Annotated in this window: 13 protein-coding genes; 3 read left to right on the top strand and 10 right to left on the bottom strand. The window is 36.7% G+C overall.

The window, feature by feature from the left end:
- Positions 1-337 precede the first annotated feature (337 nt).
- Positions 338-3,025: a putative Ig domain-containing protein gene (locus MHB51_RS02550; protein ID WP_342558914.1), complete on the bottom strand. Its 2,688-nt coding sequence runs from the start codon at positions 3,023-3,025 to the stop codon at positions 338-340.
- A 596-nt stretch (positions 3,026-3,621) separates the two neighbouring features.
- On the opposite strand from MHB51_RS02550, the gene MHB51_RS02545 reads away from it, so the two are divergent.
- Complete coding sequence (locus MHB51_RS02545) at positions 3,622-5,208, top strand: catalase (protein ID WP_342559457.1); 1,587 nt, start codon at positions 3,622-3,624, stop codon at positions 5,206-5,208.
- 364 nt (positions 5,209-5,572) lie between these two features.
- Here MHB51_RS02545 and MHB51_RS02540 read toward each other — a convergent pair whose 3' ends face one another.
- Positions 5,573-6,418: an MBL fold metallo-hydrolase gene (locus MHB51_RS02540; RefSeq protein WP_342558913.1), complete on the bottom strand. Its 846-nt coding sequence runs from the start codon at positions 6,416-6,418 to the stop codon at positions 5,573-5,575.
- A 235-nt stretch (positions 6,419-6,653) separates the two neighbouring features.
- Positions 6,654-6,854, bottom strand: coding sequence for a cold-shock protein (locus MHB51_RS02535; RefSeq protein ID WP_004225195.1), 201 nt, complete (start codon positions 6,852-6,854; stop codon positions 6,654-6,656).
- A 220-nt stretch (positions 6,855-7,074) separates the two neighbouring features.
- On the opposite strand from MHB51_RS02535, the gene MHB51_RS02530 reads away from it, so the two are divergent.
- On the top strand, positions 7,075-7,716 hold the full coding sequence (locus MHB51_RS02530; protein ID WP_342558912.1) for a hypothetical protein: 642 nt from the start codon (positions 7,075-7,077) through the stop codon (positions 7,714-7,716).
- A 245-nt stretch (positions 7,717-7,961) separates the two neighbouring features.
- Here MHB51_RS02530 and MHB51_RS02525 read toward each other — a convergent pair whose 3' ends face one another.
- The 5 genes from MHB51_RS02525 to MHB51_RS02505 form a co-directional block, all read right to left on the bottom strand.
- Positions 7,962-8,162 (bottom strand): cold-shock protein, encoded by a 201-nt coding sequence (locus MHB51_RS02525; RefSeq protein ID WP_004230088.1) that lies wholly within the window; start codon positions 8,160-8,162, stop codon positions 7,962-7,964.
- 239 nt (positions 8,163-8,401) lie between these two features.
- Complete coding sequence (locus MHB51_RS02520; protein ID WP_342472439.1) at positions 8,402-8,692, bottom strand: DUF1033 family protein; 291 nt, start codon at positions 8,690-8,692, stop codon at positions 8,402-8,404.
- Positions 8,693-8,777: 85 nt separating this feature from the next.
- A complete protein-coding gene (locus MHB51_RS02515) occupies positions 8,778-9,935 on the bottom strand; it encodes an ATP-binding cassette domain-containing protein (RefSeq protein WP_342558911.1) in 1,158 nt (385 codons plus the stop codon).
- A gap of 534 nt (positions 9,936-10,469) precedes the next feature.
- The gene (locus MHB51_RS02510; protein ID WP_342558910.1) at positions 10,470-11,189 is read right to left on the bottom strand and encodes a hypothetical protein; all 720 of its coding nucleotides are present in this window, start codon (positions 11,187-11,189) and stop codon (positions 10,470-10,472) included.
- Positions 11,182-11,892: a hypothetical protein gene (locus MHB51_RS02505; protein ID WP_342558909.1), complete on the bottom strand. Its 711-nt coding sequence runs from the start codon at positions 11,890-11,892 to the stop codon at positions 11,182-11,184. Before MHB51_RS02505 ends, MHB51_RS02510 begins: the two co-directional genes overlap by 8 nt.
- Positions 11,893-12,264: 372 nt before the next feature.
- Between MHB51_RS02505 and MHB51_RS02500 the strand changes: the two genes are divergently transcribed.
- Entirely contained in the window at positions 12,265-12,888 is a 624-nt protein-coding gene (locus tag MHB51_RS02500) for a class I SAM-dependent methyltransferase (RefSeq protein ID WP_066162972.1), read from the top strand.
- 201 nt (positions 12,889-13,089) lie between these two features.
- On the opposite strand, the gene MHB51_RS02495 is transcribed toward MHB51_RS02500, so the two are convergent.
- Both MHB51_RS02495 and MHB51_RS02490 read right to left on the bottom strand, forming a co-directional pair.
- Positions 13,090-13,785, bottom strand: coding sequence for an RluA family pseudouridine synthase (locus tag MHB51_RS02495; RefSeq protein WP_066162970.1), 696 nt, complete (start codon positions 13,783-13,785; stop codon positions 13,090-13,092).
- A 128-nt stretch (positions 13,786-13,913) separates the two neighbouring features.
- Entirely contained in the window at positions 13,914-14,459 is a 546-nt protein-coding gene (locus MHB51_RS02490) for an NUDIX hydrolase (protein ID WP_342558908.1), read from the bottom strand.
- Positions 14,460-14,654 lie beyond the last annotated feature (195 nt).

The following is a 14,654-nucleotide window of genomic DNA, read 5'->3' as shown; positions in this document are numbered from 1 at the left end:
GGCTTCCTTCTAAATTTGTGACATCCACCGAAAGCTTTCGATGTGGGCCACTCAGTCGTTATCTCAGATTGCGATGTTCTTAGACTGAGTTCCTATGATTCATTCTGACACCTATAGAGACGGGAGTCTTCTGTACCTGTCGCCTTACTATCGGTACAAATAAAATTTATCGCTACGCTTGCCGCACAAAAAACATTGCTGAAAGAAGCTAAAAAACCAAAATGTTGGGCAATGTCCTACATAAATGAAACTGTAGAAGCGATACCACTAGAAGTCTTACATTGTATTTTGCACAAAAAAACTTGAAAGAAACATCCTTTCAAGTTTTTTCTTTTTACTATTTTTGCATAATCCGATATAAAAATGTGACAAACTGTGCTCTTGTGACAGGCTCGTTTGGTCTGAAATAGCCGCTATCACCGAGTGTAATCCCTTCGCGCTCTAGCGTCGCAATATAACCAGCACTCCAATGGGAGCTAGCCACATCTACAAAGGAACTTGTGCCTTCTGGTGTTAGCTCAAGCACGCCCACAAGCACTTTAGCTAATTGCGCTCTCGTCATATTTTCTGCTGGGAGAAACGCACCATTTGCCCCGTCTATAATGCCTGCTTGTTGCAATGTTTGAATCGCCTCATAATAAGGGTGTGTGGACGGTACATCCGAGAAACCATCTGCTTCTCTCACTGCATCTAGTGAAAATACTCTTGTTAGTAGCACTGCCACATGCATACGACTAATCGGAGCATTCGGACGGAAAGTACCATCTTCAAAGCCTTGGATAATACCGAGGGCTGTTAGTTCCTCAATCATCTCTTTTGCCCAATGTCTTTCTACATCATGAAATGGTATGATTGGCTGTGCTGGCTGCGAGGGCTCAGGTTGCTCTATAGGTATTGCTGTCCATTTTGCATAGAGCGAAATATTTTCTCGCAAAATCGTTTCCTCTTCCCATCGTTTTGTCAATGCCTCATCTTGATACCAACCTTCAAAGCGATAGCCCTCCCTTATTGGCACAGGTAAATTGCCAACTTTTGTATGAGAGCTTATGTCGATTGGCGCTATCGCTGTGCCACCGTTCGTATGCAATGTAATAGTTAACGCATTGACTGCTGTTCCTGTTGAACCTGGTACATCAATAGTCGAATTATTACCATGCACCATTTTTATAGTAACTGTAATTACTTCCTCATCTGTTAATGAGCCATCACTCACCTTTACTGTAAAGGTATACTCTTTCAAGCTTTCAGTTGTTGATGGTGTCCATGTAAACACACCTGTCGTTGCGTCAATGCTTGCTCCTGTTGGTGCACCTAGTAAGCTGTACGTTAATGAATTTTCCGGTAAATCAGCATCCGTTGCGCTTGCTGTAAACGTAAGCAAGCTTCCTTCATCTACTGTTTTATTGCCGATAGCTGCTAGCACGGGCGCTGTGTTTACTTCATTCACTGTAACAGTAATACTTTCTTCGTCTGTTAACGCTCCATCACTTACTCGTACTGTGAATGTGTAACTGGCTGGACCTTGTGCTTCTGTCGGTGTCCATGTAAACACACCTGTCATTGCATTGATGCTTGCTCCCGTTGGTGCACCTACTAAGCTGTACGTTAATGAATTTTCGGGTAAATCAACATCCATCGCGCTTGCCGTAAACGTAAGCATGCTTTCTTCATCTACTGTTTTATTGCCGATAGCTACTAGCACGGGCGCTGTGTTTACTTCATTAACTGTAACAGTAATACTTTCTTCGTCTGTTAACGCTCCATCACTTACTCGTACTGCAAAGGTATAGCTTCCTGAACCTTGTGCTTCTGTCGGTGTCCATGTAAACATACCTGTCGTTGCGTCGATGCTTGCTCCCGTTGGTGCACCTACTAAGCTGTAGGTTAATGAATTTTCGGGTAAATCAGCATCCGTTGCGCTTGCTGTAAACGTAAGTATGCTTTCTTCATCTACTGCTTTATTGCCGATAGGTGCTAGCACGGGCGCTGTGTTTACTTCATTCACTGTAACAGTAATACTTTCTTCGTCTGTTAGCATCCCATCACTTACTCGTACTGCAAAGGTGTAGCTTCCTGGACCTTGTGCTTCTGTCGGTGTCCATGTAAACACACCTGTCATTGCATTGATGCTTGCTCCTGCTGGTGCACCTACTAAGCTGTAAGTCAATACAGCAGAATCTGAATCTGTTGCTGTCGCTGTAAAAGTAAGAGAAGTTCCTTCGTTGACCGTTTTATTGCCAATTGCAGCTAGTATGGGCGCTGCGTTTACTTCATTCACTGTAACAGTAATAGTTTCTGAATCTGTTAACGTCCCATCACTTACTCGTACTGCAAAAGTATAGCTTCCTGGACCTTGTGCTTCTGTCGGTGTCCATATAAACACACCTGTCATTGTATTGATGCTTGCTCCCATTGGTGGACCTAGTAAGCTGTACGTTAATGAATTTTCCGGTAAATCAACATCCGTTGCGCTTGCTGTAAAGGTAAGCATGCTTTCTTCATCTACCGTTTTATTGCCGATAGCTGCTAGCACGGGCGCTTCGTTTACTTCATTCACTGTAACAGTAATAGTTTCTGAATCTGTTAACGTCCCATCACTTACTCGTACTTCAAAGGTGTAGCTTCCTGGGCCCTGCGCTTCTGTCGGTGTCCATGTAAACACACCTGTCGTTGCGTCGATGCTTGCTCCCATTGGTGCACCCACTAAACTGTAGGTTAATACAGCAGAATCTAAATCTGTTGCTGTCGCTGTAAAAGTAAGAGGCGTTCCTTCGTTGACCGTTTTATTGCCGATTGCGGCTAGCATGGGCGCTGTATTCACTGGCACTGCGGCGTATTCGATTTCAAGCTTTGGATTAATTAGAGCTAATTGTCCTACTATAGGATTTTTCATCATTTTTCCCTCATAATAAGATTGATTAGCAAAATTTTCAATTGCCCTTGCTGGTAAACTACCAAATAACGTTTGCATAAACAAGACTGCAATCGCTATAGGAACGAGGGTTGGCTTTGTTTTTCGTTGCATACATGTTGTTCCTTTCGATTGATTTTGTTTTTACATGGATAGATTATACAGAGCAAAGGTTAAATTTAGGTTAAAAAAGTTTAATTTTTTATTTCGGAAAAATGATTGTGGAAGGTTATGAGAAGGAAATAATGGCTATTTCTTTTTCGTTTACACTTGATTTATATTTTGACAAAAATACTTCTGTTGGAAAACGCAGCTCAAGCGGATTTTGTTTCCTTTTCATAAAAATGCGCCTCCCTAATTCGGTCTATTTGTTGAATGGCAAGACTAACCTGTGTAAATGACTTTATTACCTATCTAAACAACTTTATTATTTAAAAACAGTTTTTCCCCTTTTAAAATACTCCCTTCTCGAATGTCTAGCTCATGTTTCAGAAGCTTGATTAATTTTTTCATTCGCATTAAAATTCATTGAATGGAGTCCTCTCTGTAGATATACAAGTCAATTTTCCGATTGACACTTAAGCATCATACAGGAGGGTTTTTTCAAGACCCCGAAAATATTTCTAACAAGAATGCTCCTTTTTATTCGTATGTCTAGTTTGTCCCAATAATGGACAATATAAAATTACTTACTAGAAAGGAGTTATATGATGACTAAACAAAACGATTCGAAACATCAGCAAGATACGACTTTAACAAATCGGCAAGGGCATCCTATTACGAACAATCAAAATTTACGAACTGTTGGTAATCGTGGTCCTGCTACACTTGAAAATTACGATTTTTTAGAGAAACTTAGTCATTTTGACCGCGAAAGAATTCCAGAACGTGTAGTGCATGCTCGTGGTGCTGGCGCACATGGTTATTTTGAAACATATGGTGTCGTTGGTGATGAGCCCATTTCTAAATATACACGTGCAAAAGTCTTTCAAGACAAGGGGAAGAAAACACCAGTATTTGTTCGTTTCTCAACTGTAATTCATGGAGGTCATTCCCCTGAAACATTGCGAGACCCAAGAGGCTTTGCGGTAAAATTTTATACGGAGGATGGCAACTGGGATTTAGTCGGTAATAATTTAAAAATCTTCTTTATTCGTGATGCCATCAAGTTTCCAGATATGATTCATGCCTTTAAGCCTGACCCTATTACAAATATTCAAAGTGTGGAACGCTTTTTTGATTTTTGTGCGAGCTCTCCAGAGACCTTCCATATGGTTACATTGGTATACTCACCTTGGGGCATTCCAGCGAATTATCGAATGATGCAAGGCTCTGGTGTAAACACTTATAAATGGGTAAATAGTGAAGGAAATGCTGTGCTTGTGAAATATCATTGGGAGCCACTTCAAGGCATTAAAAATTTAACACAAGAAGAGGCAGAAGAAATTCAAAAGAAAAATTTCAATCATGCGACACAGGATTTATATGATGCGATAGAACGCGGAGAATATCCTGAATGGGAGCTCTATATTCAAATTATGGAGGACGGTCCACATCCCGAGCTTGATTTTGATCCATTGGACGATACTAAACTTTGGCCAAATGACCAATTCCCGTGGCATCTCGTTGGCAAAATGGTATTAAATAAAAATCCTGAAGATTATTTTGCTGAGGTAGAGCAGGCCACTTTTGGCACTGGTGTACTTGTCGACGGCTTAGATTTTTCTGATGATAAAATGTTGCAAGGTCGCACATTCTCCTATTCTGATACACAGCGCCATCGCGTAGGGGCAAACTATTTACAACTTCCGATTAATGCACCGAAAAAGCATGTTGCAACAAATCAAGCCGGAGGGCAAATGATGTATAAACGCGATTTAGCACCTGGGCAAAATCCACATATTAATTATGAGCCTTCTATGTTAAACGGCTTAAAGGAAGCAACACAAAACGGTAAAGAGTATACGCCATATATCGAAGGAAATCTTGTTCGTGAATCAATTGACCGTCAAAACAATACAAAGCAAGCTGGTGAAACCTATCGCAACTTTGAGCAATGGGAACGCGATGAGCTGCTTGCAAATTTAATACGTGATTTATCGGTCTGTCATATTGATATTCAAAATGCCATGATTGCCTTAGCACAGGAAGCTGATGAGGAATACGGTCGTTTGCTGAAAGATGGCTTGCATAATGCACAAAACAATTCTAGTGCTTCAAAACCGCTTGGCAATATAGCAGGCACTAAAGCCCCAGAAGATGCAATTGATAAAGGTCATAATGCAGCGCCTTATTAAACCCTGCCTATCGAGCTGGGATTGATATTATCCGTTTTAGTAGTCTAAGCTTACAAACCCTTATTTTATTTGTCTAACTTAGTGTAGACTAATCAATACTTTGCATAACAAACCAGCATAATAGGAGCTGTCCAAAAAGCCGTGCATAGCCGGCATTTTAGACAGTAGCGATGATGTTTCATAAAATATTGATTCATATAAACAGAGAACGCCCCCTTTAAAAATGGGATGAACATTGGCTTTAGCAGTGTTATCCCTCAGTAAAAGGGAAGCGATGAAAACATTGATTTCAATGTGGTGTCAAAACAAAATGGACTTTTCGGTCAGCTCCTTTTCAGCTTGTATACGGAAATGTGTTACGGCTTCAATTCAAATATTTCCCTTCATTCGGTAAGGCAATTTCCTCAAAATTATTTACAAGCTTTTTAAGATTTTCTGTAAGCTCCATACCTTTCATCGGCAAACCATGACCTGTAATCGCTACAGCAGGCTTTAATGCCTCTAGCTTTTCAATAGATGCCCGAGCAGCTTGCCAATCCGTTGTTAAATAACGCGGTGGGCCACTAATTTCTTTTTGCTGTGTCAAAACTTTATAAAGCGACTCTTGCTTAACTGTTACAAATGCATCGCCAGCTAATAAAGCTCTGTCGCTCTCTCGAAACAATGATATATGCCCTGGTGCATGTCCTGGCGTATGAATCCAGCGAAAATCTGGCATAAATGGAATCGTGCCGTCAGCAGGAATAGCTTGAATATAGTTCCCTAATTGAATGGCTTCAGTCGGAAAAATAGGCGACATTTTTGCAACTAGCCCACTATCGACAGTAGGGTCAGGTGCTGGATAATTCTGCTTTCCAGTTAAATAAGGCATTTCCAATGGATGTGCATAGACAGGAATATCCCAATGCTTAACTAATTCGATAATTCCCCCAACATGATCAAAATGTCCATGTGTTAAAATGATTGCTTTCGGTCGGGCATTAAAGCCAAAGCGATTTTCAACAACAGAAATTATTTCATCGGCACTTTTAGGCATCCCCGCATCAATTAACACAAACTCATTTGTACTTGGATTGCTATAAAGCACAATATTAACAATTTGAATCGTATACTGATATAAATCAGCCAATACTTCAATACCTATACCACTCCCAACAGAAGTCGCAGGAATAAATTGATAATCCTCACCATACCTTAAATCTTTATCCATAAAATACCTTCTTCCTTTAATTTGTAGGAATCAGCCTCTTACATATCATCTTTTTCATTCACTTAAATATTAAATTATCCTGTTTATAATCATTTATACTTAAAAGCATTTTAATATTTAGGATATAAATGAAATAAAAAAATCCGAGCTATTACGAAACCTTAACTTAAAGTTTCGCATCATAGTTCGGATTTTTATTTAGCTAGAACGCTTTGGTTCTAGCCTATTTTCGCAATTAAAGTTTTACGATGTTAGCAGCTTGTGGTCCGCGTTGACCTTCTTCTACTGTGAATTCAACTTTTTGACCTTCTTCAAGTGATTTGAAGCCTTCACCTTGAATAGCTGAGAAGTGAGCGAATACGTCTTGACCGCCTTCTACTTCGATGAATCCAAAACCTTTTTCTGCGTTAAACCATTTTACTGTACCTTGTGTCATTTAGATGACCTCCATTAATTGTATTCAATAAAATCTTATTACTCGAAAAAAAATCACATATTACAAAAAGTAACTATCAAAACACGATTACCCTTTGTAATATGTGATTTCATATCTTCTTTTACAATTGACTTTATTAATTATTAGTATACAATAAAAAAAATCATTTATCAAGTGTAAAACAGAATTTATTTCTAATATGTTTACATCAAACATAAAAATGGTAAAGTATAAAAAAATTCAAAAGGAAGTGAAAAAAATGCGTTACTTCTTTTTGCTATGTACGGTGTTGTTTTTAGCAAGCTGTACGAATGATTTACCACCGTCTGAAAATCCACCTGCGGAAGATCAAGCAAATGAATTACAGTTATTTTTTAAAGAGGATGGCTCAACAGCCTTTTTCGAAGGCGAGGGCAATGAATTTGCTAGCTATACAGAGCAAACCTTTTGGCTCAACTCGAACTATGTGCATGTTCGCGTTGATAATGGCGGTGCAATTATGAATAAAGTTTATCGCATAACTAACGAGGCCATTGAATTAGTTTTTCGTGAGGTAGAGGGTGTAGCACAATTTGACCTTGCTGCACTTGATACGTACCCTGTTTTAGCGACAATTTTAAAAGTGCCAATTGAGGTAGGACAATCTGAGGACAAATGGACGATTAGAGCCATCGATGCACAGGTTGATACACCGTATAAAATGTTCGACAATGCAATTATTATTATTACAGAGGATGAAAACTCAACTGAAACAAATTATTATATCCGCGGATATGGATTAGTAAAGAGCGTAACAGAAATGATGAATGGAGACGAGGTGTATACTGTTTCTTCAACTTTAAGGCAGCTAAAAATGGAATGAAAAATGAGCGGTTGTGCGAAAAAGCTGAAAGAATTAGGAGTCAATAGAAATACGGCTTTCGCTTATTCATTATAAACTTGAAAGGGTAACAGATGTTCAAATCGAGCAAACATTATATTTCGGTTTTGCGAAATTGTTGCAAGCATTGGTTATCCCCTTCTTTTATCATACTTTACAGGTTGAAAAAAGCACTTCCTGTTATAGGAAGTGCTTTGGATTAACGAGTTTAAGTTTAATTCTAAGAATTAAAGTTTAGTTACGTTAGCAGCTTGTGGTCCGCGGTTGCCATCTACAACTTCGAATTCCACTTTTTGACCTTCGTCAAGAGTTTTAAAACCTTCGCCTTGGATTGCTGAGAAGTGTACGAATACATCGTTTTCGCCTTCTACTTCGATGAATCCGAAGCCTTTTTCTGAGTTAAACCATTTTACTGTACCTTGTTTCATTTGAGAAAACCTCCAAAAAATAAAGTGAACAATATGGAATTGTTTACCGAAATAAAAATTCACATATTACAAAGAGTACCGTCATTTACACCGATCACTCTTTGTAATATGTGAATCCATTGTATCCGGTCAAACAATTTTATTGTTATTTAAAGTATACCATGATTTTACACTATGTCAATTTATTTTCTTAAATTTTTTTAAAATTTTCCTTTATTTCTGTCAATTGCTTAAAACCTTTATATTTCAGGCTTTATTTTTATTAAACCGTGGTAAATTTGCGCATCTTCATCGCATGCCTCGCAATATTCGCATTCATTCTCAGTCCAAAAAGCGAAGTATTTTCCATTTTTTTGCCCTTCATTTTCAAATTGCGCTCGAAATGCCGTAAGCATTTCTTGAAAAGCTTTTTCTAACGCCTCTTCTGTGTCGTAAAAGTATGTCTCCTGAATTGTCTCTTCCCAGCCTTCAAATTGCCACCATGGCTCAAAATCGGCCTTCATATAAATAATATTATACAGCTTAGACACCCTTTCATGCATTCCGATAACTGTTATTTTAATGGTATTCTGCCATGTTGTCTAATAAAAAGGTTGGTCCACTTTCTTTTCCTATCTAAAAGCCATAACATGATTTGTATTGAGCTGAAATTTCGCAATTTTCATTATCAGCATTTTTCTGATGAAAAATCGATATATTTTTAGGTAAATGGATGCTATAGTTACCAGTTGTTTCAAATTGTTTTACACCTAGAATAAATTTTAATAAAGAGGATTTTCCTGCACCATTTCCTCCTTCGATAAAAAATCGGTCATTTGGATAAACGTCTATCGTAATGGGCTGAAACAGTGGTAGTCCATCCTGTATAAGCGTAAAATCTCTAAAATACAAAATCTGTTTTCTTGGCTGCAAAACATGCATTTTTAATACAGAGAGCTTTTCAATATTATCGATTAATTCTCTCTTTTCCTCAATTAAAGCTTCGGTTCGTTTCTTAATCGCCTTTGACCTTTTCATATGTTTAGCAGCAATTCGTCTTGCAGAAGCATCATTCGTACTGTTTTGTTTCTTTATCCCCCAGTTACTTACACGTCTTGCTACATTGTCTAATCTATTTATTTCATTTTTTAATTTTCCATTTATTTCCCCCATTAGTAAATCAGCATTTGCTTTTTCGTATTTCCACGTTGCAATATTACCTTTATATAAATCTATCGATTGCTTATTAATAGCGAGTACATGGTCTACAAATTCATTTAAAAAACTTTCATCATGGCTAATAACAATAAAGCCTTTCTTTCTTTTTAAATACTGTCCAACGATTTTTCTACTTTGCAAATCTAAATTATTTGTAGGTTCATCAATTAATGGAAAGGTTTGCTCATTTAAAAATAACGCTATTAATAATATTTTCGTTTGCTCGCCACCGCTTAAGACAGCAAATTGTTTATTTAAAATAGCCACTGGTAAATTCATCAAGGCTAACTCTTGCTCAATTTTCCAAATTTCCGCATCTTTAAAAAGCGTTGAAACAGTTACCTGCTCCTCTGGATACGAAGGAAAATAGTGAAACCGCAAATTTGTTTGAATGTTGCCCTCATATTCTAGCTCATTTAGCAATAGCCTGAAAAAGGTCGTTTTCCCTCGCCCATTTCTACCTACAAGCCCTAATCTCCAATGTTCATGCATATTGAAATTCAAATTTTTGAAAATTGGCTTCGTCATCGAATCGTATTGAAATGTTAGATTTTTTATAAGTATTTGATTTGTCATTATTCTGTCCACCTTTGTTGAAATTGGTGTACACGCATAAACAAAAAATCCTTCTGAAAAAAATTCAGAAGGATTAGAATTTATATTTTATCAATTACGCCTCATTTTAACCTTAATCTAGAGTTTCGAACTACGTAGAGGAAGTCGTTAACGGTTATACGACCTCGATTTACGGGCTTTCGAGCGATTTTAGACTAAGGTCCCTTTTATCAGCAAGTATTTGAACAACTACATTCATCTCTCAAATACGCTCCTACGGTTACTCGTCGCAGTAATAATTGCTGAATCAGGATAAACCTATTTTCATGTTTGATAAATGGGCATACTAATCCTATTTTAAATTGAAAATGCGTATACATTTTATCTTTAAAAATAGAATTATTTGCTCATGCTCCATCCATCATCCTTTCGAAAATACTTAAATCAATATATCATTATCAGTATGGGATTTCAAGGGGCAATAACAATTAAATTCCTATCAATATATAGCTAGAAATATTTTTAATGACTGTTGAAAAAAATCTGCAATTTTCTTTATTCTAAATCAGCTTCATTTATACTCATTACGATATGAAGCTGGCTTGTTCCATATCCTGTTGTGTAGCTAAAGCCATTGCCCCCACTTTGAAAATTTGTTTTATAATAATATTTCGCAAAAAATTGTGGTGATTCATTATGAATAATTAAATTGAAGTTTGTTTGCTGCAATTCATTGGAATAAAGGTGATGGATTGTTTTTGCAAATGTTTCAGATATATGCTGTACACCGTAATGCTTATCAATCGTAATTGTTTCTTTCAATTGAATTTTAGGACTGTAGAGCTGGCGACCTTGTGAAATGAAGTAATTACGATTTTTAATTAAGTATACATCCATTTTTTCAAGCGTTTCTTTTGGAAAATGCCAAACAAAAACGATGGAGCTTGGATCTTTTGAGTCAAGTTGCCAGCCATATATAAACTCGTTAGTCCCTATATCAATATAAGTTATTCGCCATTTTCCTTTTACCCATTGATAGTATAGGGAAAGCCGTTGTCCATCTTCAGCAGAAGCAGGAACAAAATAATGCTTGCCATCGACTTGAATTATATCCTCAATCGTTTGAACAACTATATTCGGTTCAAATTCTTTTAATTGACGTATGATTTCATTCTCATGAATAAATGCTTTCGGCTTTAAAATAGAAAGCTTATATACGACAAATAATATGGAGAGTAAAAAAATAATTACTATAAAGATTCGTTTTTTAGTCATACCCATTCACCTCACGAATAATCGAATCCTTTAAAGAGAAGTAAAATTGCTTCCCTTGAGTTGTTATGAGTAAGCCTTTTCCATTTTCCTCAACATAAATTGTAGGTCTCAAACCGCTGCCAGGCTTTGCTTGCGTATTAATTAGTAAATAAGGAAATCTCTCGTTAGTTATTGAGGATTCATTCAATACAATATCGATATACCAAACATGAACATCATACGTATCATGAGGCATCGCTTTTACTTTTCTTAAATCGTCTGGAATATCAAGCTCAATATGTTGCTTGCCTGTTGGGTGAATAGCGATTAAATCAGCACTTTCAACATCGTTCAAATAAGTTGCAAGCTCATTTTTTGGATAAAAGAAATGATTAAGTAATAGACCAATAAAAAATAGGAGGAAAAATAAATAATTTGCTAAAAAACCGAGCCATGCAAAGCGTCGATATGTATCCCAACTCCCACGTCGATTTAAAATTGCAAATAAAACCCAAACCCCGAGCGGTAAAATCGCAAATTGTACAGACCTATCGAAAATAGTTAGCGTGATTGAAAATGAAAACAAACCAACAAAAGCTGCCACAATAATTTTCCAAATAAGCCCCTTTTTTTCTTGCCTTCGATAAATAATTACCACAGCAGAAATAACAATAAGCCAGCTAATAATTGTGAGCAATGACTCAACGATATTCACTTGCAACAAAAGCGCTCACCCCATTTATTCGTAAAATTACATTGATTATACTAAACTTTAAATGAGATTAGTATATAGAGATGTAGAAAATGGAATTATTGACTTGTTTTTAGTAAACTATAGAGTGAAACTTCAATCAGTGAGAGCTTTTCCCCGCTGATTGTATAGGGCTTTTACGGATAGTTGATTTCCCACTTATCCTTAAGCCGATTTTCACTCAAGTCTTGAAGCGGGTGCCTTACTGCCCGTTAATGCGGGATAAACTAAGCTAATATTCCAAATTATCTAAACTAATCGTAGAGGAGTGTTCGAGATGATGAAAAAATTAAACACTAACTTCAATATAAATAAGAAACATGCTTATAACAGGAGGATTTTTTTATGTTAGATAAATTAGGCTTTGACCATTGGGCAGATTATTATGAAAAAACGGTGTCGGAGGCAGAATCCAGCAACCGCTATCCGTTTGCTGGCTACGAAAAGCTGCTCGAAAAAATTTGTAGAGGCATCACATCTAATCAAAATATTTTAGACATTGGCGTTGGTACAGGGTCACTTGCGAAAAGATTATATGATGCAGATAACAAAGTTACAGCTTTTGACTTTTCGCCCAAAATGGTCGCTGCTGCAAAGGAGAAAATGCCGAATGCTCATATTTTTGAATGGGATTTAACAAAAGGCATTCCGACAGAACAGCTCAACATCCAATTTGATGCTATTACTTGCACATATGTGTTACATCATTTCAATAATCAGGAAAAAATAGTTTTAATCGAAAATATGTTAAAAAAAATAACTACATCTGGAAAGTTATACATCGGTGATATTTCCTTTACAACAGAGGAGCATCTTGAAGCGTGCAAGCTCACACATTCAAATAGCTGGGACGATGATGAATTTTACTTTGTTGATAATACAATTCGACCGATATTAGATGAAAAATATAATGTACAATATGAACAAATATCCCATTGTGGTGGACTTTATATTATTTCATTGAGATAAGCAAACTATCCAAAAATTCAGTTTTGCTTTGACAAAGCATTGAGAAAAACTTCATCGATTCTCTTTTATTTAAAGTAAACACGGCTAAATCCAGTGTCCAGCACCTCTTCAAAGATAGTCTTCTCTCTTTTATTTAGCTACAAAATATTATCACTACTGTCCAAAAGCCGGCTACTGCACGGCTTGTTGGACAGCCTCTTCTTATTGAACAGAAGTAAGTAAGGGTTCATTCCAAATATTCCACGGATGCTTGTTAGGTGGTTCAGATTTAACAGTAATGCGCTCCTTTGTTACAGGGTGAATAAAGGATAATGTATGTGCCCATAAGGCTATCTGTTGTCCTTTTTTATTTACTTCTGGTCCATATTTTTGATCTCCATAAAGCGGGTGGTCGATTTGCTGGAATTGTACCCGTATTTGATGGGAACGCCCTGTCTCTAGTTTTACTTTTACTAGTGTTAAATCGCTTTGTCTAGCAACGACATGATAATGAAGAATCGCCTTTTTTGCTTCCTTATCATTTGCTTTTTTTGCAAAAACCATATTTTTCTTTTGATCCTTCCATAAATAATGGACAAGGATGTCAGCTTCTTTTTTCACTTGCCTTCGCACAACCGCTAAATAGCCACGCTCAATATCTTTTTTTCTGAATAAATCTGACATTCGTGAGGCTGCCTTAGATGTTTTGGCAAAAACGATGGCTCCACCTACTGGACGATCCAATCGATGAAGTAAGCTTAAATATACATTCCCCGGCTTGTTATAACGAGTTTTAATATCTTGCTTTAATATTGTTAATAAATCAGGATCATTTGTATCATCTTGTTGCACAGGTATATTGATTGGTTTTTCTACAATAATTAAATGATTATCTTCATACAAAATTGGTATATGCATTTCTATCTCCCTCATAAAATATGAAATCATTAACAATTATATAATAAACATTCCATATTCTAAAGGTGAAAAGCAATGATTCATTAGTGAGCTACCAATTTTAAACTCAGTACAATAAGCAATACATGCTATCTTTTTAGCCTGTTCTTCGCTAAATAATAAGCATTTACGGTAAATAACTGTGTTTTAATTTGATTTTTTTCTACTAATCTTTCAAATTCATCAAAATTGAATAAAAGGATTTCGATTTCTTCTGTTATATCTAATTGCTGATTGTCCTCTTGATACGCATCTAAAATTAAAAATGTAGCAATTTTATTTGTCTGTGTTGCAGGGTTTACAAAAAATTCTCCTAGCTTGATTGGGGGAGCACTCGAAGTATAGCCAGTTTCTTCACGTATCTCTCGTAAAATACCTTCTTCTTGCGTTTCGCCTTGTTCGATTTTCCCTGCTGGTACTTCTATGAAAAAGTCATTTGCCGCATGGCGATACTGCTTTACTAGGACGATTTCATTATTCCGCGTAATAACGACGGCATTAACCCAATCCGCATATTCGTTTACATAGTAATCTTTAATAACAAAGCCATTTGGCAGCTCACACTCATCCTTTCGAAGATTGCCAAAATCAGTTTGATAAATATAGGCTTGATTGTGTGTTGTCCATTTTTTCATGATTTCTTACCTCCAAATATTAGGGCTATCTCAAAAGCCGAATTTCTTCTCAGCGCAGTGAAAACTAGCTTTCCACTTACTTCAAATTTAAAAGAATGCCGCTAATTTCAGTGATTATTTCCTTTTCAAAGAAATACTTTTGCATCTTATCTAGTTTTTTCTTTGTTGAAACTACGCCAAAAGCGTCCTACAAGC

It is taken from the genome of Metasolibacillus sp. FSL K6-0083 (genome assembly GCF_038630865.1).
Classification (GTDB): Bacteria; Bacillota; Bacilli; order Bacillales_A; family Planococcaceae; genus Metasolibacillus; species Metasolibacillus fluoroglycofenilyticus.
Note: the sequence above shows the minus strand (reverse complement) of the source record. Positions and strands in the feature narration are given on the sequence as shown.

Excerpts from the sequence above, each read along its gene's own strand:
- MHB51_RS02550 (WP_342558914.1), bottom strand. The coding sequence starts at position 3,025 with ATGCAACGAAAAACAAAGCCAACCCTCGTTCCTATAGCGATTGCAGTC.
- MHB51_RS02545 (WP_342559457.1), top strand. The coding sequence starts at position 3,622 with ATGACTAAACAAAACGATTCGAAACATCAGCAAGATACGACTTTAACA.
- MHB51_RS02540 (WP_342558913.1), bottom strand. The coding sequence starts at position 6,418 with ATGGATAAAGATTTAAGGTATGGTGAGGATTATCAATTTATTCCTGCG.
- MHB51_RS02535 (WP_004225195.1), bottom strand. The coding sequence starts at position 6,854 with ATGACACAAGGTACAGTAAAATGGTTTAACGCAGAAAAAGGTTTTGGA.
- MHB51_RS02530 (WP_342558912.1), top strand. The coding sequence starts at position 7,075 with ATGGTAAAGTATAAAAAAATTCAAAAGGAAGTGAAAAAAATGCGTTAC.
- MHB51_RS02525 (WP_004230088.1), bottom strand. The coding sequence starts at position 8,162 with ATGAAACAAGGTACAGTAAAATGGTTTAACTCAGAAAAAGGCTTCGGA.
- MHB51_RS02515 (WP_342558911.1), bottom strand. The coding sequence starts at position 9,935 with ATGACAAATCAAATACTTATAAAAAATCTAACATTTCAATACGATTCG.
- MHB51_RS02510 (WP_342558910.1), bottom strand. The coding sequence starts at position 11,189 with ATGACTAAAAAACGAATCTTTATAGTAATTATTTTTTTACTCTCCATA.
- MHB51_RS02500 (WP_066162972.1), top strand. The coding sequence starts at position 12,265 with ATGTTAGATAAATTAGGCTTTGACCATTGGGCAGATTATTATGAAAAA.
- MHB51_RS02495 (WP_066162970.1), bottom strand. The coding sequence starts at position 13,785 with ATGCATATACCAATTTTGTATGAAGATAATCATTTAATTATTGTAGAA.
- MHB51_RS02490 (WP_342558908.1), bottom strand. The coding sequence starts at position 14,459 with ATGAAAAAATGGACAACACACAATCAAGCCTATATTTATCAAACTGAT.